This is a genomic window from Aeromonas sp. ASNIH5 (genome assembly GCF_002902865.1).
GTDB lineage: Bacteria > Pseudomonadota > Gammaproteobacteria > Enterobacterales > Aeromonadaceae > Aeromonas > Aeromonas caviae.
On the sequence record NZ_CP026122.1, the window covers coordinates 3696165 to 3716002 of the forward strand.

Consider the following 19838-nt stretch of genomic DNA (forward strand, 5'->3'; position numbering starts at 1 on the left):
CTAATTAAACGATGTTCAGGCCGTTTGTGGCTTATAAAATGTGACCAGTATTCTATTTTGTCGCACCGTAATTAGTATAATGCGCACCCTTGATTAGCGGCTTCAATACACAAATCGTTAACAAGCTGGCAGGTGCTACTAAAGAGGAAGTGTTAATAATGAATCTGATAATGGGTCTGGTAGGGATGGCGACGCTCATCCTGATTGCGGTGCTGTTCTCCAGCAACCGCAAGGCAATCAAAATTCGTACCGTAGGTGGCGCCTTTGCCATCCAGGCCGGTCTGGGGGCCTTCGTGCTCTACGTGCCGGTCGGTCGTGACATCCTGGTGGGCGTGTCCGACGCCGTCTCCAGCGTCATCGGTTATGGCCAGAACGGCATCGAATTCCTGTTCGGTGGTCTGGTTGGCAACAAGATGTTCGAAGTATTCGGTGGCGGTGGCTTCGTCTTCGCCTTCCGCGTCCTGCCCGTCATCATCTTCTTCTCTTCCCTGATCGCGGTACTCTACTACCTCGGCATCATGCAGTGGGTGATCAAGCTGCTGGGCGGCGGTCTGCAGAAGGTGCTGGGCACCTCTCGTACCGAATCCCTCTCCGCCACTGCCAACATCTTCGTCGGTCAGACCGAAGCCCCGCTGGTGGTACGTCCCTTCATCTCCAAGATGACCGACTCCGAGCTGTTCGCCGTCATGTGTGGTGGTCTGGCTTCCGTTGCCGGCTCCGTACTGGCCGGTTACGCCTCCATGGGTGTCAAGATGGAATACCTGATCGCCGCCTCCTTCATGGCTGCCCCGGGTGGTCTGCTGTTCGCCAAGCTGCTGGTACCGGAAACCGAGACCCCGAGCTACGACGAGAACGCCGCAGAAGGTGAGCTGGACGACAAGCCTGCCAACGTGATCGACGCCGCCGCCGCCGGTGCCTCCGCCGGTCTGCAACTGGCCCTGAACGTGGGTGCCATGCTGCTGGCCTTCATCGGCCTCATCGCCATGATCAACGGCATCTTCTCCGGTGTGGGCGGCTGGTTCGGTTACCCGCAACTCTCCCTGGAGCTGCTGCTGGGCTGGCTGTTCTCCCCGCTGGCCTTCCTGATCGGCGTGCCCTGGAGCGAAGCGGTCGTGGCCGGTTCCTTCATCGGTCAGAAGCTGGTGGTCAACGAGTTCGTGGCTTACCTGAACTTTGCCCCCTACCTGAAGGATGAAGTGCTGATCAACGGTGTGGCCATGTCCGAGCACACCAAGGCGATCATCTCCTTCGCCCTGTGCGGCTTCGCCAACCTGTCCTCCGTCGCCATCCTGCTGGGTGGTCTGGGCTCCATGGCACCGAACCGTCGCGGCACCATCGCCAAGTTCGGTCTGAAGGCCGTGCTGGCAGGTTCCCTGTCCAACCTGATGTCTGCGACCATCGCAGGCTTCTTCCTGGCGCTGTCCGGCATGTAACATCGCCTGACTGACAGGATAAAGACGAACGCCACAGCGATTTGCTGTGGCGTTCTCGTTTGGGGTGGTGACAACCGTTTTCCTGTCAAGACTAATAATAAAGTGAGTCAAATCGGAGGTTCTATGAATGAAGTGCTACTGGCTATGGCGGCCGGCTTTATCGTTGGGGTGTTGTTTTCTTTCCTCAAGTTGCCGATACCGGCGCCGCCCGTCCTCTCCGGCGTCATGGGGATCGTGGGGGTCTATCTGGGGGGCATTGCCTACTCCTGGATCCTGACCCGCTTCTTCTCTTAAGCGCCTTCCAGCGCTGGATTTGCCGGGTGTGAGGTACCTCTGAAATTGGCAAATCCGGCTTGCAAACACGGGGTATCTCGGCTGAAATAGGCGATGCCAGCAGGGTGCTGGCATTGACTAATGCCCGGTGAATCCGGGTGTTGGCGGTCAAATGGAATTGATTGGGAAGTCGGGTCTGCGTAGTCGGCCTTTCTCAAGTCTTCATGGAACCAAGTCCGCACTTTTGTAAGAAAGTGACAGGGCTCTTGCCTTATTTGCAGCCGTATTGCCTGTGCATTTGCGCTGCAATTCCATATCCCGTTGCTCCGGGAACGTCTCTGCCGACCCTTGGTGTTCGGTGAAGCCGCTCGCGGGTGATGGGGCTTAACAAGACTTTGGAGACATAGCATGACTGATCTGAAAGTGGCCGCCCAACGCGCCCTGAACCTGATGGACCTGACCACCCTGAACGATGACGACACCGATCAGAAGGTGATCGACCTGTGCCACAAGGCCAAGTCTCCGGCCGGCCTGACCGCCGCCGTCTGCATCTACCCCCGTTTCATCCCCATCGCGCGCAAGACCCTGCGTGACATCGGCGCAGCCGACGTGCGCATCGCGACCGTGACCAACTTCCCCCACGGCAACGACGACATCGAGATCGCCGTGGCCGAGACCCGCGCCGCCGTGGCCTACGGTGCCGACGAGGTGGACGTGGTCTTCCCGTACCGCGCCTTCATGGCCGGCAATGAACAGGTTGGCTTCGATCTGGTCAAAGCCTGTAAGGAAGCCTGCGGCGCCAAGGTACTGCTGAAAGTGATCATCGAGACCGGCGAGTTGAAGGAAGAGGCGCTGATCCGTCGCGCCTCCGAGATCTCCATCGACGCCGGTGCCGATTTCATCAAGACCTCCACCGGCAAGGTGCCGGTGAACGCGACCCCGGAAGCTGCCCGCATCATGATGGAAGTGATCAAGGCCAAGAACCCGAAAGTGGGCTTCAAGCCGGCCGGTGGCGTGAAAGACGCCGCCGTGGCGGGTCAGTACCTGGCCATGGCTGAAGAGATCCTGGGCAAGGACTGGGTATCCGCCCGCACCTTCCGCTTCGGCGCCTCCAGCCTGCTGGCCAGCCTGCTGGCGACCCTGGGGCATGGCGACAAGCCTGCCAATACCAGCGGTTACTAAGCGGTGGCAGGGGGCGGTGCGCCGCCCCCTTCCGGATCTGGTTCGGTCTGTGTTCGTGCGTGATGCACGGAGGGAATGAAAGATGTTTTTACCTCAAGAAATTATTCGCAAGAAGCGCAACGGTGAAGCGCTCAGTACCCAAGAGATTCAATTCTTCGTTCAGGGCATTACCAACAACACCATCGGCGAGGGGCAGATCGCGGCCCTGGCCATGGCGGTCTACTTCAAGGACATGACCATGGATGAGCGGGTCGCCCTGACCTGCGCCATGCGCGACTCCGGCATGGTATTGACCTGGGACCACCTCAACCTGGGCGGCCCCATCGTCGACAAGCACTCCACCGGCGGCGTGGGTGACGTCGTGTCCCTGATGCTGGGCCCCATGGTCGCTGCGTGCGGCGGTTTCGTGCCCATGATCTCCGGCCGTGGTCTCGGCCACACCGGCGGTACCCTGGACAAGCTGGATGCCATCCCCGGCTACCAGACCTCGGTCGACAACGACCGCTTCCTGAAAGTGGTGAAAGAGGCGGGTGTTGCCATCATAGGCCAGACCGGCGATCTCGCCCCGGCCGACAAGCGTATCTATGCGGTACGGGACATCACCGCCACCGTCGAGTCCATTGCCATGATCACCGGCTCTATCCTCTCCAAGAAGCTTGCCTCCGGGCTCGAAGCCCTGGTGATGGACGTGAAGGTGGGCTCCGGCGCCTTCATGCCGACCTTTGAAGCCTCTGAAGAGCTTGCCAGGAGCATCGTCGCCGTGGCCAACGGTGCCGGCTGCCGCACCTCTGCACTCCTGACCGACATGAACCAGGTGCTGGCCTCCAGCGCTGGCAACGCCGTGGAAGTGCGCGAAGCGGTGCGCTACCTGACCGGTGAGTATCGCAACCCGCGCATCCACGAAGTGACCATGGCCCTGTGTGCCGAGATGCTGATCTCCGCCGGTCTTGCCAGCGATGACGACGATGCCCGTCGCAAGCTGCAGACGGTGCTCGACAACGGCAAGGCAGCCGAGATCTTCGGGCGCATGGTGACCGGCCTCGGTGGTCCCGCCGACTTCATGGAGCGCTACGACGCCTACCTGCCCAAAGCCGCCATCGTGCGCCCCGTGTATGCCGCCAACAGCGGCTTTGTGACCGCCATGGACACCCGTGAACTAGGCCTGGCGGTGGTCGCCATGGGCGGCGGTCGCCGCGCCGCCGCCGACAAACTCGATTATGCCGTCGGTCTGACCGACTTTATCCGCCTGGGTCAGAGCGTCGATGCTGACAAGCCGCTCGCCCTGATCCACGCTCAGACAGAAGCTCAATTTGCCGAGGCAGCCCGCATGGTGCAGGCTGCCGTGAAGATCGGCGACACCCGACCAGAGGCGCTGCCCGAGGTTTACCGTCGCATCGGTCTGGCTGATTTGTAACAAGGGGAAGTCCCATGAAACGTACCTTTATTCTGATGATGGACTCTTTCGGTATTGGTGCTGCCGCCGATGCCGACAAGTTCGGCGACGTGGGTGCCAATACCCTTGGCCATATCGCCAAGGCGTGCGCCGCCGGTGAAATCGAGGGCCGTGGCGCTCTCAACCTGCCAAACCTCAGCAAGCTGGGTCTGGGCCACGCGGGCGAGCTCGCCAGCGGCACCTTCCCGGCCGGACTGAACAAGGATGTCGAGGTGATCGGTGCCTACGGCTTTGCCCAGGAGCTCTCCTCCGGCAAGGACACCCCGTCCGGTCACTGGGAGATTGCCGGCGTGCCCGTCTTGTTCGAGTGGGGTTATTTCCACGACCATCACAACAGCTTCCCGCAGGAGCTGCTGGATGCCATCGTCGAGAAGGCCGGTCTGCCCGGGTATCTGGGCAACTGCCACGCCTCCGGCACCCAGGTGCTGGACGATCTGGGCGAAGAGCACATGCGCACCGGCAAGCCGATCCTCTACACCTCTGCCGACTCCGTGTTCCAGATCGCCTGCCACGAAGAGACCTATGGCCTCGAGAAGCTCTATGAGCTGTGCCACATCGTGCGCGAGCTGCTGGAGCCCTACAACATCGGCCGCGTCATCGCGCGTCCGTTCGTGGGCAGCGGCAAGGGCAACTTCAAGCGCACCGGCAACCGCCACGACTACTCCGTGCTGCCGCCGGCGCCGACCGTGCTGGACTACATGAAGGAAGCGGGTGGCCAGGTGGTCTCCATCGGCAAGATCGCCGACATCTATGCCCAGCAGGGCATCACCAAGCAGGTGAAGGGGACCGGTCTGACCGAGCTGTGGGACAGGACTCTGGAAGAGGTGAAAGCGGCCGGTGACCAGACCATCGTCTTCACCAACTTCGTGGACTTCGACTCCTCCTACGGTCACCGCCGTGACGTCAAGGGCTACGCCGATGCGCTGGAGTACTTCGACTCCCGCCTGCCGGAGCTGTTCGACCTGCTGCAGGATGGCGACGTGGTGGTGCTGACCGCCGACCACGGCTGTGACCCGACTTGGAGCGGTACCGACCACACCCGCGAATACATTCCGGTACTGTTCTACGGCAAGCCGGTCAAGGCGGGCTCCGTCGGTCGTCGCGAGACCTTCGCCGACATCGGCCAGAGCATCGCGGCCTACCACGGCCTGCCCAAGCTGCAATATGGTACCAGCTTCCTGTGATGGTGACCCCGGGCCGGTTCGCCTGCCCGGGGCGCCACAGGGCCCCGGTTTCCTGTAATGTACCGCCGCCGCGCAGGCAGCGGACAATCCATAAAGACAATAAAACTCAACCTAGTGTGAAGGAATAAAGAGAATGGCAACTCCTCATATCAATGCGAAAGATGGCGCCTTTGCTGATACCGTGCTGATGCCGGGCGACCCCCTGCGTGCCAAGTACATCGCCGAAACCTTCCTGGAGAACGTCGAGCAGGTGTGCGACGTGCGCAACATGTTCGGTTTCACCGGCACCTACAAGGGTCGTCGCATCTCCGTCATGGGTCACGGCATGGGCATCCCGTCCTGCTCCATCTACGCAAAAGAGCTGATCACCGACTACGGCGTGAAGACCCTGATCCGCGTGGGCTCCTGCGGTGCCGTGCGTGAAGACGTGAAACTGCGTGACGTGGTGATCGGCATGGGTGCCTGCACCGACTCCAAAGTGAACCGTCTGCGCTTCAAGGACCACGACTTCGCCGCCATCGCCGACTTCGACCTGGTGGCCAATGCCGTTCAGGCCGCCAAGAACAAGGGCGTGGCCGTGCGCGTGGGCAACATCTTCTCCGCCGATCTGTTCTACACCCCGGACCCCTCCATGTTCGACGTCATGGAAAAATACGGCATCCTGGGTGTCGAGATGGAAGCCGCCGGTATCTATGGCGTGGCCGCCGAGTACGGTGCCAAGGCGCTGACCATCTGCACCGTCTCCGACCATATCCGTACTGGTGAGCAGACCACCTCCGAAGAGCGTCAGCTGACCTTCAACGACATGATCGAAATCGCGCTGGACTCCGTCCTGCTGGGTGACAACTGATCCCCCTCGCGCATAAAAAAACGGCGACCCTCGGGCCGCCGTTTTGCATTTTTGCGAAGCACGGTCAGAGATCGAGGGCGAAGCGCCCCTTGCCCGACTGCTTGGCCCGGTACATGGCTGCATCGGCCCGGTGCAGCAGATCGTCGATGTGACAATACTGGCCCGAGTGGCAGAGGGCGCCTCCTATGCTGCCGGCAAGGGGCAGCCGATGACCAGCCACGTCCCCAGGAACCGCCATGGCCGCCAGCAGCCGCTCGCACAGGGCGGGCAGCTCCAGTTCCGGCTGGCGCAGGGCGGGCAGTATGATGGTGAACTCGTCGCCGGCCAGGCGCGCCACCATGTCCCCCGGGCGCACCTCGGCACTCAGTACCTGGGCGAAGCGTTGCAACAGGGCATCGCCGACGTGGTGTCCCAGCCTGTCGTTGATCCCCTTGAAGCCGTCGAGATCGAGGAACAGCAGGCCCAGGGGTTCGGCATTCTGGCGCACCCGCTCCAGCTCCCGGGAGAGGCGCAGGGTGAAGGCGCGCCGGTTGGGCAGGCCGGTGAGGGGGTCGTGAGCCGCCTCGTGTTCCAGCTGGCTTTGCAGCGCCTTGAACTCGGTGATGTCGCTGCCGAGGATGTAGACCCCGGGCTCGTCGCCCCGGCTCGGGATCATGGTGATCCTGAGGTCGCGTCGGCCTATGGGGAGATCGAAACGGTGCTCGAAACTCACCTGCTCACCGGCGAGGGCTTTTGCCACATAGGCCATGGCCCTGCCGTGGGCCTCCTCGCCGATGACGTCCCGCACGCTCATTTCCCGCATCTGTTCGGTATCGAGCCCGAAGTAGCGGCAATAGGCCTGGTTGGCGAACAGGTAACGCCCCTCGGGCGACACCATGCTGATGGTGACCGGCAGGCCATCGGTGATGGCCCGCAGTCGGGCACGGCCACGCTCGATCTCCGCGAGCACCTGGCGGCGGGCCGTGATGTCGTGCAAAAACAGGGCGATGCGCACCTTGCCGTCGAACTGGTAACGCTCGGCAATCACCTCGACCGGGATGTGCCGGCCTGTGCGTGTGATGATGTCGCACTCCAGCCGCCGTGGCGGACTCTGCGGGTTGCCTGACAGGCTCAGCAGGGGATGCTCGGCGCCGAGCAGCCCGAAGAGGGGACGGCCCAGCATCTCGTCGGCGTGCCAGCCGAGCAGGGTGGTGGAGGCCGGGTTCCAGCCTGTGATGATGAAATCGGCATCGAGCTCGAGGAAGGCGTTGCTGGTGTGCTCCAGCATGTGCTGCAGGCGGCGCTGCTCCTGCCACAGCTGCTGCTGCATGGCGCCGCGCTCGCGCATCTCCTGATGCAGCTATTCCACCGTGCGGGAGAGCTCCCGGGTCCGTGACTGCACCTGCTGCTCGAGCCCTTGCTGCAGCCGCACGAGTTCGGCTTCGGCCTGTTTGCGCTCGGTGAGGTCGGCAAACACGGCGATCATGTGGGGGGCCATGGTGCGGCTCTGGCAGAGGGTCACGCTGAGCTGGACACAGCACTGGGTGCCATCGGCCCGGATCATCCGCTTCTCCAGCCGGTAATCCTGCCGTTGCCCCGCGATCAGGGCATCGAACAGGGGCTGCTCCCGTTGCAGATCTTCGGGATGGGTCATGGCGAGCCAGGTCCGGCTCAGCATCTCGTGCTCGCTGTAACCGAGCAGCCGCTCCAGCCCCGGGTTGGCTCTCAGCCATTTCCCCTCGAGGGAGGAGAGGGCCATGCCCACCGACGACTGGTTGAAGGTGAGGGTGAAGAGATGCTCCTTGTCTTCCAGCACCTGGTTGAGGGTGCGCACCTGGTGGTGGCGCTCCAAATCGTGCAGGGTGTTCTCCACCAGGCGGCCGAAGTCGTCGAGATCCCGGCAGGCATCTTCGTCGAGATGGCGCGGCACATGGTCCACCAGGCAGAGGGTGCCGAGCACCACGCCATCGAGGGCGCGCAGGGGTCGGCCGGCGTAGAAGACCACGCCGGGATCATCGGTCACCAGCGGATTGTCGGCAAAGCGGAGATCCCGTCTGGCATCCGGTACCTGCATGATGTCGGGGCGCAAAATGGCATGACCGCAGAAGGAGTGCTCCCGGTTGATCTCGCACATATCGATCCCGGTGCGGGCGAGAAACCACTGCCTGTTCACGTCGGTCAGGGAGACCATGGCGATGGGGAGTGCGAAATGCCGGGTGATGAGCCGGGTGAGGCGATCAAGCTGATCGATGGGCTCGTGGTCGAGCAGGCCGAGGATGCGCAGTCGTTCCAGTCGACTGTGTTCATCCAGCGGCAAGGGGGGGGCAATCATGTGGCTCTCCTGCCAGTGATCTTGCCAGTGTTATATACAAGCCGGAGGATGGGATCCACCCCCCGCTTATTGCGGAGCGGCGGGTTTGCTCTGTTTCTTGTGCTTGCGCACCCGCATGTAGTTGCGACGCACCCCGTAGGAGATGAGCAGGCCGGCCAGCAGCATCACCAGCAGCATCAGGCGCTGTTTCTCCTGGTTGACCTTGAGATGGGTATCTTGTGCGGCCAGCAGTTTCTGCTCTTCCAGGGTGATCCTCAGATAGCCCAGGGTCAGGTTTCCGTCCTGGATCTCCTGGACAAACTGGATGCGCCCCTTGCCCTGCTCCGGCAGGGATTTGTTGTCGCTGCCGATGGGTAGCAGGCTGTCCAGCGGCAGGGCGTTGTCCGACTGGGCGAGGGGAATGCCGCGGGCGTCATAGAGGGTGACATCCAGAATGTCAGGCTCGGCGGCCAGATCCTGCGCCAGTCTCTCCAGCTCGCTCTCCTTGTCCTCCTTGATCCAGCGGCGCATGTCCCGGGCGGCATAGGCGACCAGCGCCTGTGCCCTGTCCCGTGCCGCCGCGTGCAGGGCGGCCTGGCTCTCTCCCTGCATGTGGATGAGCAGCACCAGCACCCAGAGACCGAGCAGGACTCCCGCCGCCAGACTGACAACACGTTTGATGGGAAGATGACGCACAGAACCGGGCCTCTGGTAATGGATGAGCGGGGCTGGCTGGTGCCCCGGTGCTGCGAAGCGGGAAACAGGGTGGTCTGTTTCTATGTCTGCCCGCACCGCAGGCGGGATCTTGGCGCTTGCCTGTACAAAAAGCAATACGCTACTCTGGGCCCGCATGATGAACCCCATGATTTCCAAGGAAGGCGTCTCTCTTATGTTGTTGTCCCAACTTCCCCGCTCCCTGCACGACTGGTCCGGGGCCCTGAGCTGTGCCCCCTGCTGGCAGCTTACCAACGAAGCCCTGCTGCCCGCGACCAACGCCCACGACAGCGCCTGGATTGTCCTGTTTGGCAAGGGGCTGGAGGCCGGTCATCTGGCCCGCCTGGCCCAGCAGCTGGATGCCCTGGGGCTTGAGTCAAGCCTCTATCCCGCAGGGGAGCAGGCCGATATTCCGCTGCTGCTGCTTGGCACCAACCGCTTCTCCCCCGAGCTGGTGCAGGTGCTCAAAGCCCAGGAGTGGGACATCGACCTGTGTCATCTGGCCGCCCTGCCTACCCTGAGTGAGCCCGGTCTGCTGGTGATGGACATGGATTCCACCGCGATCAGGATAGAGTGCATCGACGAAATCGCGCGGCTGGCCGGGGTCGGTGAGCAGGTGGCGGCCGTTACCGCGGCGGCCATGCAGGGCAAGCTGGAGTTTGCCGACAGTCTGCGTGCCCGGGTGGCGCTGCTGGAAGGGGCGCCGATCACCATCCTCGACGAGGTGGCGGCCGACATGCCCTGGATGCCGGGCCTGCCACTCATGGTCGAAACCCTCAAGCAGGCTGGCTGGAAGGTGGCGATCGCCTCCGGTGGCTTCACCCGCTTTGCCGGCGAGTTGCAGCGTGCCCTGGGTCTGGATGCCATTTTCGCCAACGAGCTGGCGATGGAAGGGGGCCTGCTGACCGGCAAGGTGAGCGGCCCCATCGTCGATGCCGCCGCCAAGGCCGAGGCACTGCAACAGCTGGCCTCGGAGTACGGGGTGGCTGCATCCCAGACGGTCGCGGTCGGCGATGGTGCCAACGATCTCAAGATGATGGGGGTGGCGGGGCTTGGCATTGCCATTCATGCCAAACCCCTGGTACGTGCCCAGGCGGCGGCGACCCTCAATCACCACGATCTGGAAGGGGTGCTCTGCCTGCTCGGCGCCCTGGCCTGTCGCGACCGACGCTGGTGCTGATCCCGCTCAAGGAGGAGTCGATCACGAGATGGAACTGTTACAGCAATCCCTGTTTGTCCCCTGCGGTGAGCATCGACTCCATGTGCGCCATATCCAGCCCGGTGTCGCGGTGCATGCCGACCCCATCCTGATGGTGCACGGGGCCATCGAGAACGGCCGCATCTTCTACACCGAATCGGGCAAGGGGCTGGCCTGCTTTCTGGCTCGCCACGGGTATCAGGTCTATGTGGCGGATCTGCGTGGTCGGGGTCTGAGCACACCGACCATCGCCGAGCGGGCCGGCCACGGTCAGCATGAGCTGATCACCGAGGATCTGCCCGCTCTGCAGCGCTGGGTATCGGCCCGCCATGCCGGTGCCCGGGTGCACTGGATGGCCCACTCCTGGGGCGGCGTCATCATGGCCTCGACCCTGGTGCGCTTCCCCGAGCTGGCGGAGCAGGTTGCCAGCCTGGTGTTCTTCGGCACCAAGCGGGGGGTCTCGGTGCAGAACCCGGAGCGCTGGTTGAAGGTGGATCTGATCTGGAACCGGCTCGCCCCCTGGTTGGCGCGCCGCCGGGGATTTCTGGCCGCCCGCCGGTTGAAGATAGGGGCCGATGATGAGCCCCTGCGCTACCTGCAGGAGACCATTCCCTGGGTCAAGTGCGGGCCCTGGCAGGATCCCTTTGACGGTTTCGCCTATGACGAGGCGGCGAGCCGGGTCAACTGGCCCCCGCTCTGGATGATTTCCGCCAAGGCGGACAAGGTACTTGGCCACCCCGTCGACGTGCGCCGCTTCAGCGACGAGATGGGCTCGGCCGCCCGCCACACCCGCCTTGGGCGGGACAACGGCAACCGGCTCGATTACGACCACATCAACATGCTGACGGCGCCCCAGGCACAGGAGGATCACTTCCCCGACATCCTCGCCTGGCTGCGCAACCCCCAGGCTGCCTGATAGACAAAAAACGGGCACTTGCGTGCCCGTTTTTTGTTGTCTCCCTGCCCTGCTGGCTAGCGGGGCCCGGATGGTATGCCAAGGCGGAACAGGGTCGCCTCGGTGGTATCGGTCAGTTCACCCACGCCCACGACACTCCAGAGCTCCTCTTCCAGCTTCTTGGCCTTGTGAATGGCGAACTTGGCGATGTAGTCCAGTTCACCCGCGATGAAGCTGGTGTCCGGGCGGCCGGTGCGCGAAATGCCCACCAGTACTGAATAGAATTCTCCCTGTTGCCGAGCCAGCTCGATGAAGCGGCGCTTTTGATCCGGTGAGCTGAAGCTGCTGGCCAGGTGGCTGCGAAACAGGGGGGTTCCCCCCTGGGAGTGGAGGGCGGCGATGTAGACCTCCTCCTCTTCCGGCTTGTCTTCCCGCTCGATGGCGCGCAGGGGATTGAGCAGCAGGGCCTTGAGCAGCGCCCCCTGGAACAGGGGATACAGGTTCAACTGCTGATCCTGCTCGGCACAGATGCGCAGCAGACGGGAAAGGCTGCGTGGTTGTGGCGAGAGGCCGGCCGCGGCCAGTTTCGGGGCGGCCTTGAGTTTGTTCACATAGACGGGGGTGTTGAACAGGTGGTGGGTGTAGAGGTTGCGCAGCGCCCTGGCCATGCCGCGATAGCGATTGAACTCCCGGGTGGTCTTGAGCTTGTTCTGGTTGCTTTCGATCAGCAGGCTGAAGAACTGGTGGCCGGTATGGCGCTCGGCCGTCCCCTCGATGCACAGATGCAGCACGGTTCTGCTCAGGTTGAGGCTGACCAGCCGATAGGGCAGGCGTTGCAGGTCCATGTTCCTGGCGAGCTCCTGCAAACGGGGCAGGGCCACCGTGATGATGTCTCCCTTCTCCCCGTCGAACGGCTCCTCCAGCTCGATTTGCATGCCGTGGGCAGAGATGTCTCGGGTCCAGCCGACCCAGGATCGCTCCTTGTGATGCAAGACGATGGCCGTCTTGTGCATGTAGCGCGCCTCCTTGCGCAGTTGCACATAGTGCAGCGTCTCTATCTCGAAGGGGGCGGCATGGATGTCATGGCCAAAGCGCTGCAAGGCGTTGGCGTTGAGCGGCTCCTGGCTGGTCTCTCGCTGGAACTCGTCGCGCTGGTTGTCCAGGTTTATCTCCTGCAGCATGCCCACGTAACCGAGCTGGGCCAGGCGCTCGCGCAGCAGCCTGTCCTGCAACTGGCTCGCCCCGCCCTGGGGGTTGTCGAGGTCGGCCTCCCGCAGGGTGCAGGCTTCCATGCTGAACTTGTACACCCGCCAACTGGGGCGGCGGGCGCCGATCTGGAAGAAGAGCGCGGTCAGTCCGCTCTGTTCCAGCTCCTCCCGGGTCGCGGAGAAGAAGTAGAGGTGGCTGCGTACCGCATGGGTAAAGCTGTAGATCAGCGTCTCGCACAGCCCCTCTTTGCCCGGGAGCAACGAGGGCATGCGGGCAGCGGTGAAGAGGCTGGCGAGCATGTCGCGGTTCTTGGCGTCGCGCCAGTATTCGAGAATGTGCTGGTTGTTCTCGGTGCGCAGGGCGATCTCGAGGGCGGGGACGCTGCCCTTGCCGAAATAGAGGGGCATGCCGGTCATGCGCGGCAGATAGAACTGCTCATACCCCTTGATGACGGCGGCGGAGAGCAGGTAGTCGACGCTGACGCGATAGCGGCTGCGGTTGCGCTCGATGAAGTCGCGCAGGAACTCGTCGAACACCGGATGCTCGCCGTTCTTGAGCAGCCTTAGCCAGAATTTGTCCTCTTTTCTCTCCTCCCCCAGGATCTGGTAGCTGACCGGGTCACGCAGCAGGGGATGGGGATGATCGCGTTCCAGTCCGGTGAAGAAGACGGCTATCAGGTCGCCTGTCTGGTAGTCGGGCAGATAGGGCACGGATACCCGGATGCCGCCGAGGGAGATGTCGGAGCTCTTGGCGAGGATCTTCTCGCCGTTGGCGAGCTGGAGCACCATGGGAGAGCTGAAGTGCATGCGCTCTTCCTGTCGCCCGTAATGGCTGGCGAAGGGGATGGCGCTGACATCGAACGGACGAAACGGGCTGATGGGCAGCGCCAGATTGTCGCTGCGCCCCTGGTTGAGTTTGTACCAGGCTTGCAGCGCCTCGTAGACCCCCAGGGTGTAGCTGTCCCGGTAGAGGTAGCACTGGGATTGAAACAGCTCGATGGCCTCGGCGGGCATGAAGTGGGTCACCCCGTCGAACTCATGCACCTGACAGAGGGCGCCCAGCTCGTTGCGCATGTCGATGACGCGCCGGCAGGGGGTGCACTTGCGTTTGAGTTCCATCTTCAGCAGGAACCGGCTGTTCGTATTTTCGTTCTGGGTCAGACGGTTGAAGATTTCGTCGAAGTCCTTTTCCCGGAGCAGGGGGACAAGTTGTTCTATCAGATGTAGTGGTTGTTCTGAATCCATGTATTCCTGCCGCGGAAAGTCACTTTTCCGATTCTGGGTTTGATCTGCCGGTCGCAAACAAGTATATCAAGCAGGAATTCATCCTGTCCCCGAGTTATCCATGGCCAAAAACAAAACCGCCTATGTTTGTTCCGAATGTGGAGCCGACTTCACCCGCTGGCAAGGCCAGTGCAGCGAGTGCAAGGAATGGAACACCATCACCGAGGTGCGACTGGGGGTGACGACACCCGGCAAGAGCGCTCGCTATACCGGTTATGCGGGCGCCGTCGGCAGCCAGGTGCAGACCCTGGCGGAGATCGCCACCACGGAGATCCCCCGTTTCAGCTCGGGCTTCAAGGAGCTGGACCGCGTACTCGGTGGCGGCGTGGTCCCTGGTTCGGCCATTCTCATCGGCGGCAACCCCGGGGCCGGCAAGTCGACCCTGTTGCTGCAGACCATGTGCGGCCTGGCGCAGCGCATGAAGACCCTCTATGTGACCGGTGAGGAATCACTGCAACAGGTGGCGATGCGGGCCGGTCGGCTGGGTCTGCCCACGGACAAGCTGCGCATGTTGTCCGAGACCAGTGTCGAGCAGATCTGCCTCATCGCCCAGCAGGAGCAACCTCAGATCATGGTCATCGACTCCATCCAGGTGATGCACGTGGCGGATGTGCAGTCTGCGCCGGGGTCCGTCTCCCAGGTGCGGGAGTCGGCGGCGCTGCTGACACGCTATGCCAAGCAGAATCATGTGGCCATTTTCATGGTGGGCCACGTCACCAAGGACGGCACCCTGGCGGGCCCCAAGGTGCTGGAGCACTGCATCGACTGCTCCGTGCTGCTGGATGGCGGGCACGACTCGCGTTTTCGCACCCTGCGCTCCCACAAGAACCGCTTCGGTGCGGTCAACGAACTGGGGGTCTTCGCCATGACCGGGCAGGGAATGAAGGAGGTGAGCAACCCTTCCGCGATTTTCCTCAGCCGCGGGGAGGAGCAGGCTCCGGGCTCCATCGTCATGGTGATCTGGGAAGGCACGCGCCCCCTGCTGGTGGAGTTGCAGGCGCTAGTGGATTACTCCCAGCTCTCCAATCCGCGCCGGGTGGCGGTGGGGATGGACCACAACCGTCTCGCCATGCTGCTGGCGGTGCTGCATCGTCACGGCGGGTTGCAGATGGCGGATCAGGATGTGTTCATCAACGTGGTGGGTGGCGTCAAAGTCGAGGAGACCAGTGCGGATCTGGCGCTGCTGCTGGCCATGGTGTCGAGCTTCCGGGATCAGGCCCTGCCCAAGGATCTGGTGGTCTTTGGCGAAGTGGGGCTCTCCGGCGAGATACGGCCCGTGCCCTCGGGTCAGGAGCGACTGCAGGAGGCGGCCAAGCACGGTTTCCGCCGAGCCATCGTCCCGCATGCCAATGCGCCCAAACATCCCATCGAGGGGATGGAGGTGGTGCCGGTGAAGAAACTCTCCGATGCCCTCGAGGCCCTGTAACCGATCATGAAAAAGGAGCGTATGGACGCTCCTTTGTTTTTCTGCCCGCCCGCTCAGGATTCGGGGGGGACGTGGTCTCGGTGCTCTTGCAGCAACTGCTCCAGCTCGCGATGGAGCAGTTGTTCCTCTCCGATGTTCAGCTCGATCATCCGCTTGAGGTGAGTGGCGCTGTCGATGTCGATGTGGTGGCAGTAAAACCCCAGCTTCTTGCTGGCTTCGTGGGTCAGCTCGACCTGCATCTTGATCTCGATGTCGCTGCCCCCGAGCACGAAGCAGATTTCGTACTCCTTGTCCTCGCTGGCGACCCAATCCTCGGGTCTAAGCAGCAGGGCTCCCTGCAGGGAGACATCGACCAGCTGGGTGCGCCACTGGTGTTCACCCTGGGTGAGCTTGGCGGCGGTCAAATAGAAAATCCGAGTAAAGTGGCGGCGCTCGGCCATGGTCGTCTCCGGTCTGCGTGCGAGCAAGATGCTCATCCTTCATGTTGCAGAGTGTAATCCAGCTGGCACGCCAGGATATTGAACTGGCTCCGATATTGAATATCAGACCTGCTGATGGCTGAGGGATTCCACCACCTGCAGCGCCTTGACCAGCCGATCCTCCTGTTTGAACCTGTCCTCCAGCACGGGGCCGAGCTGGTTCAGATCCTCGTCCAGTTGCAGCAACTGGGCTTCGTCGGCGTTGCTGTACTTGTCGTTGAACTCCAGCGCGAATTCGGTACAGGCACGGATATGGGGGTAGATACGCTTGGCCAGCTCCAGTTTGTCGCCGCTGGCTTGCTCAAAGGCGGTGACGACGTGGTTGTAGATCTCGAAATGGCCTGCGCTGACGTAGTCGACCAGTTGTTCGCAAAAACGTTGCAGTTCTACATGGCCTGGGAGGGTGCGTTGCTTGCACTTGGCGGGCATGAGGCCTGCCAGTCGCATGTACTCGACCAGCAACGCCTGTCTGGCATCCAGCCAGTCATCTATTGCTCTGTGCTTGCCTGCCAGCGCGCGCTTGGTTTTTTCCAGTTCAGTTAACATAGTCCCTCCATGGGCATGGCATGCGGCTCTCGGGTCGCACGCCTCCGGTCATTCTCATCGACTGACGACACTCCTATAACTAGGGAAAATCCAGTTGACCGTCAATAGGAGTGTAGGGATATTGTTACATCAGGCGGGGATTTGCATGCCTCTCCCCACCGGTACTTCGCATCCTGTCGCCCATCCAGGGGACAAGGGGGCGATATATGTGACTATTTCCGCAGATCTTGATGAAAACCCCAGCATTCAAGCCAATCCGGCTGATAAAGCCTTTGCCTGAGTGTTTTTTTTTGAATAGAGTGGCCCGGTGCTAAATGCCCGATCATAAAGGAAATGTTATGAACAAAGCTCAACTTGTCGATGCAATTGCCGCCAAAGCAGACCTGAGCAAAGCTCAGGCCAAAGTCGCTCTGGAAGAGATCATCAATGGTATTACCCAGAGCCTGAAAGAGGGCGATGCCGTTCAGTTGGTGGGTTTTGGTACCTTCAAGGTCAACCATCGCGCGGGCCGTACCGGTCGCAACCCGCAAACCGGTAAAGAGATCCAGATTGCAGCCGCCAATGTGCCGTCCTTCGTGGCTGGCAAGGCGCTGAAAGACGCCGTCAAATAAGATCGTCTTGTAATCAAATGAAACCCGGCTTGTGCCGGGTTTTTTCTTGCCATCTTCGTCAAAATTTGTTTCAGATACACTCAGAATATGGCATGCGCTGTAGCGAGGTGGATATGGAACAGAAAAATGCCATTCGGCAGGTAGCCGTCCCCTGGGCACCCTCTCGTCAACTCCCTCCCGGCCTGGTCGTGGCCGAACTGCATCAGGATATCTGGAGCGACACCCTGACCGTCATGCTGGGGCGTGCTCGCAGCATCGATCTGCCTCCGTTGCCCCTGTGCCGGGTGAGTTTTCGCCACATCTTCGCAGTGCGGGTGATGGAGGATTGCGATCTGGCGGAGGGGCGTGACAGCCACGTCATCGAGGAGCAGATCCAGCTCATCACCCCGTCCCGTTTCGCCAGCTGGTTCCATCAGGAATCCGATGGACTGCACCTGGATGAAGATTTGCAGCACTACCGCATCTCGACCTGGGATTACTGCGCCGATGTGCTGACCTCTTCTCCCCCTGAACTCCAGTTCATGGTTCAGGAAGAGTAAGCCAGACTGTCGGGTCACCTCCGTGGTGACAAAAAAGCCGGCGCAGGGGCGCCGGCTTTTTCTTGTTCGGGAGCGTGGGGCGCTTAGCCCAGGATCTGGTCCCGGTGCAGCCCCAGCACGATCAGCAGCCCGATGAAATAGAAGGCGCTGAGCTTGATGCCGAGAATGGTGAGCAGGCCGGCGCACAGACGCACCAGGGCCTTGTGCAGCCAGGATCCGGTGAAGCGGTACATGATCACTCCACCGCGTCGGCCGGCGCGAACTCCGGCACCTTGGCCATGGCGTCCAGCACCACTTGAATGTCGGCCCCCGGCTTGCAGGCATTCTCGCTCAGATGGCGACGCCAGGCGCGCGCCCCCTGCATGTTCTGGAACAACCCCAGCATGTGGCGGGTCATGTGGGAGAGGTAGTTGCCCTTGGCCAGCTCCTGTTCGATGTAGGGCAGCATCATCCGCACCACCTCGTGGCGGCTTGGCACGGCATGGTTCTCGCCGAACACCAGATTGTCCACCTGGGCCAGAATGTAGGGATTCTGGTAAGCTTCGCGGCCCATCATGACCCCGTCGAGGTGCTGCAGATGTTCAAGAGTCTGTTCCAGACTGGTCACCCCGCCGTTGATGGCAATGGTCAGTTCCGGGTAATCCTGCTTGACCTGGTAGACGCGAGGATAATCGAGGGGCGGGATCTCGCGGTTCTCTTTCGGGCTCAGGCCGCTCAGCCAGGCCTTGCGGGCGTGGACGATGAAGGTATCGCAACCGGCGTTCCGTACCTGCTCGATGAAGGCCTGCAAGAACTCGTAGGAGTCTTGCTCGTCGATGCCGATACGGGTCTTCACGGTGACCGGAATGTCGACTACGTCGCGCATTGCCTTGACGCAATCAGCCACCAGCGCGAGTTCGCCCATGAGGCAGGCGCCGAAGCGGCCGTTTTGCACCCGATCGGAAGGGCAGCCGACGTTGAGGTTGACCTCGTCATAGCCGCGCTCCTCGGCGAGCCTGGCGCAGCGGGCCAGGTCTGCCGGGTTGCTGCCACCCAGTTGCAGGGCGAGAGGGTGTTCCTGCTCGCTGTAGCCCAGATAGTCGCCCTTGCCGTGGATGATGGCGCCCGTGGTCACCATCTCGGTATAGAGCAGGGTCTGGCGGGTCATCAGACGGTGGAAATAACGGCAATGCCGATCGGTCCAGTCCAGCATGGGGGCGATGGAAAAGCGCTGCGCCTGCATAAAAATCATCCGGGTTGGCCAAACAAGGGGCGGGATTCTATCACAACGTGAGACAGCCCCAGAAAATGAATTTTGTCGCCGCGCACTGGGGGCCCTGTGATAGTATCCGGCTAATTGACAGGGTATCTGCGTGAACATGAATCAAGACCAACTTCTACAACGAGCGGAACGCCTCTGCGAGCAGCGCGGGATCCGTTTCACCCCGACACGGCGCCAGGTGTTCCGGCTGCTTGCCGCCCACGGCAATGCCATCAGTGCCTATGATTTGCTGGCCCAGTTGCAGCAGACCGAGGCTCATGCCAAACCGCCTACCGTCTATCGGGCGCTCGACTTCCTGCTCGAACAGGGCTTTGCCCACAAGGTGGAGTCGCTCAACGCCTTCATCTTCTGCTGCCACTTCGACCATGCCCACCCGATGCAACTGCTGATCTGCGATCGTTGCGGTGAGGTAGTGGAGCTGCACGATCCCGCCATCGACGGCGCCTTTTCCGAGCAGGCTCATCAGCATGGTTTTACTATTACCAACAAGACCATAGAAGCCCATGGTCAATGTGCCCGCTGTTCCGCTACCGTAGGAAGTCAAGATGAAGGCTGATTTTGTAAACCCGTTCCTGCTCTCCCTGCTCAACGTGCTCTCCACCATGGCACAGCTGGAACTCAAACCGGGTGCGCCCAAGCGCAAGACGGACGAGCTGGCTCGGGGAGATGTCTCCGGCCTGATTGGCATGGTGGGTCCGCAGACCCGGGGTTCCCTCTCCATCAGCTTCGAGAAGGGGCTGGCATTGGAGATCATGCGTCGCATGCTGGGGGAGGCGCCGGCCACCATCAACGAGGAAGTGACCGACATGGTGGGCGAGATCACCAACATGGTGACGGGCGGCGCCAAACGCATGCTGGGGGAGAAGGGCTATGAGTTCGACATGGCGACCCCGGTCATCGTCTCCGGTCCCAATCACACCATCACTCACCGGGCCGACGGCGCCAAGATCATGATGCCGTTCGAATCGGAGTATGGCCGTGCCACCATCGAGATCTGCTTCGAGTAATCGCC

General features: G+C 61.8%; 19 protein-coding genes and 1 pseudogene. 13 read left to right on the plus strand and 7 right to left on the minus strand.

Translation table 11 applies throughout. The features are described 5' to 3' along the window. The first annotated feature begins 158 nt into the window (after window positions 1–158). The 6 genes from C2U30_RS17385 to deoD all read left to right on the plus strand — a co-directional run bounded on the left by C2U30_RS17385 (window position 159) and on the right by deoD (window position 6375). A complete protein-coding gene (locus C2U30_RS17385; RefSeq protein ID WP_045523157.1) occupies window positions 159–1433 on the plus strand; it encodes a NupC/NupG family nucleoside CNT transporter in 1275 nt (424 codons plus the stop codon). Between the two features lie 123 nt (window positions 1434–1556). Next, on the plus strand, window positions 1557–1727 hold the full coding sequence (locus C2U30_RS17390; protein ID WP_010673027.1) for a XapX domain-containing protein: 171 nt from the start codon (window positions 1557–1559) through the stop codon (window positions 1725–1727). 387 nt (window positions 1728–2114) lie between these two features. Then, window positions 2115–2888 carry a deoxyribose-phosphate aldolase gene (gene deoC, locus C2U30_RS17395; protein WP_039039946.1) on the plus strand — a complete coding sequence of 258 codons (774 nt, stop codon included), beginning with the start codon at window positions 2115–2117 and terminating at the stop codon, window positions 2886–2888. Between the two features lie 82 nt (window positions 2889–2970). Further along, window positions 2971–4302, plus strand: a complete 1332-nt coding sequence (gene deoA, locus C2U30_RS17400) for a thymidine phosphorylase (RefSeq protein WP_103244185.1) — start codon at window positions 2971–2973, stop codon at window positions 4300–4302. A 14-nt stretch (window positions 4303–4316) separates the two neighbouring features. Further along, the gene (locus C2U30_RS17405; protein ID WP_039039948.1) at window positions 4317–5525 is read left to right on the plus strand and encodes a phosphopentomutase; all 1209 of its coding nucleotides are present in this window, start codon (window positions 4317–4319) and stop codon (window positions 5523–5525) included. Between the two features lie 133 nt (window positions 5526–5658). Then, window positions 5659–6375 (plus strand): purine-nucleoside phosphorylase, encoded by a 717-nt coding sequence (gene deoD, locus C2U30_RS17410; protein ID WP_005341325.1) that lies wholly within the window; start codon window positions 5659–5661, stop codon window positions 6373–6375. Window positions 6376–6439: 64 nt separating this feature from the next. Here deoD and C2U30_RS23125 read toward each other — a convergent pair. Then, window positions 6440–8686 (minus strand): annotated as a pseudogene (locus C2U30_RS23125) (PAS domain S-box protein). A 66-nt stretch (window positions 8687–8752) separates the two neighbouring features. Beyond that, on the minus strand, window positions 8753–9361 hold the full coding sequence (locus C2U30_RS17420) for an AhpA/YtjB family protein (RefSeq protein ID WP_010673032.1): 609 nt from the start codon (window positions 9359–9361) through the stop codon (window positions 8753–8755). A 193-nt stretch (window positions 9362–9554) separates the two neighbouring features. Here C2U30_RS17420 and serB point away from each other — a divergent pair, with 193 nt between their 5' ends. Next, window positions 9555–10559, plus strand: a complete 1005-nt coding sequence (gene serB, locus C2U30_RS17425) for a phosphoserine phosphatase SerB (protein ID WP_103244186.1) — start codon at window positions 9555–9557, stop codon at window positions 10557–10559. 28 nt (window positions 10560–10587) lie between these two features. Then, window positions 10588–11493 (plus strand): alpha/beta fold hydrolase, encoded by a 906-nt coding sequence (locus C2U30_RS17430; protein WP_041214455.1) that lies wholly within the window; start codon window positions 10588–10590, stop codon window positions 11491–11493. Between the two features lie 56 nt (window positions 11494–11549). On the opposite strand, the gene C2U30_RS17435 is transcribed toward C2U30_RS17430, so the two are convergent. Then, window positions 11550–13925 carry a PilZ domain-containing protein gene (locus C2U30_RS17435; protein ID WP_103244187.1) on the minus strand — a complete coding sequence of 792 codons (2376 nt, stop codon included), beginning with the start codon at window positions 13923–13925 and terminating at the stop codon, window positions 11550–11552. A 100-nt stretch (window positions 13926–14025) separates the two neighbouring features. On the opposite strand from C2U30_RS17435, the gene radA reads away from it, so the two are divergent. Next, window positions 14026–15390 carry a DNA repair protein RadA gene (gene radA / locus C2U30_RS17440; RefSeq protein ID WP_010673036.1) on the plus strand — a complete coding sequence of 455 codons (1365 nt, stop codon included), beginning with the start codon at window positions 14026–14028 and terminating at the stop codon, window positions 15388–15390. Window positions 15391–15443: 53 nt separating this feature from the next. On the opposite strand, the gene C2U30_RS17445 is transcribed toward radA, so the two are convergent. Both C2U30_RS17445 and C2U30_RS17450 read right to left on the minus strand, forming a co-directional pair. Next, window positions 15444–15830, minus strand: a complete 387-nt coding sequence (locus C2U30_RS17445) for a PilZ domain-containing protein (protein ID WP_029313755.1) — start codon at window positions 15828–15830, stop codon at window positions 15444–15446. A gap of 102 nt (window positions 15831–15932) precedes the next feature. Continuing rightward, the gene (locus C2U30_RS17450) at window positions 15933–16415 is read right to left on the minus strand and encodes an Rsd/AlgQ family anti-sigma factor (protein ID WP_029313757.1); all 483 of its coding nucleotides are present in this window, start codon (window positions 16413–16415) and stop codon (window positions 15933–15935) included. Window positions 16416–16753: 338 nt separating this feature from the next. On the opposite strand from C2U30_RS17450, the gene hupA reads away from it, so the two are divergent. Next, the gene (gene hupA / locus C2U30_RS17455) at window positions 16754–17026 is read left to right on the plus strand and encodes a nucleoid-associated protein HU-alpha (protein WP_005305063.1); all 273 of its coding nucleotides are present in this window, start codon (window positions 16754–16756) and stop codon (window positions 17024–17026) included. 113 nt (window positions 17027–17139) lie between these two features. Beyond that, on the plus strand, window positions 17140–17565 hold the full coding sequence (locus C2U30_RS17460) for a hypothetical protein (RefSeq protein WP_029313758.1): 426 nt from the start codon (window positions 17140–17142) through the stop codon (window positions 17563–17565). 83 nt (window positions 17566–17648) lie between these two features. On the opposite strand, the gene C2U30_RS17465 is transcribed toward C2U30_RS17460, so the two are convergent. After that, window positions 17649–17798, minus strand: a complete 150-nt coding sequence (locus C2U30_RS17465; RefSeq protein WP_080944170.1) for a hypothetical protein — start codon at window positions 17796–17798, stop codon at window positions 17649–17651. A gap of 2 nt (window positions 17799–17800) precedes the next feature. Next, window positions 17801–18787, minus strand: a complete 987-nt coding sequence (gene dusA / locus C2U30_RS17470; RefSeq protein ID WP_103244188.1) for a tRNA dihydrouridine(20/20a) synthase DusA — start codon at window positions 18785–18787, stop codon at window positions 17801–17803. A gap of 136 nt (window positions 18788–18923) precedes the next feature. On the opposite strand from dusA, the gene zur reads away from it, so the two are divergent. Next, window positions 18924–19382 (plus strand): zinc uptake transcriptional repressor Zur, encoded by a 459-nt coding sequence (zur, locus tag C2U30_RS17475; RefSeq protein WP_039039955.1) that lies wholly within the window; start codon window positions 18924–18926, stop codon window positions 19380–19382. After that, window positions 19372–19833 carry a chemotaxis protein CheX gene (locus tag C2U30_RS17480; protein WP_010673043.1) on the plus strand — a complete coding sequence of 154 codons (462 nt, stop codon included), beginning with the start codon at window positions 19372–19374 and terminating at the stop codon, window positions 19831–19833. Before zur ends, C2U30_RS17480 begins: the two co-directional genes overlap by 11 nt. Window positions 19834–19838 lie beyond the last annotated feature (5 nt).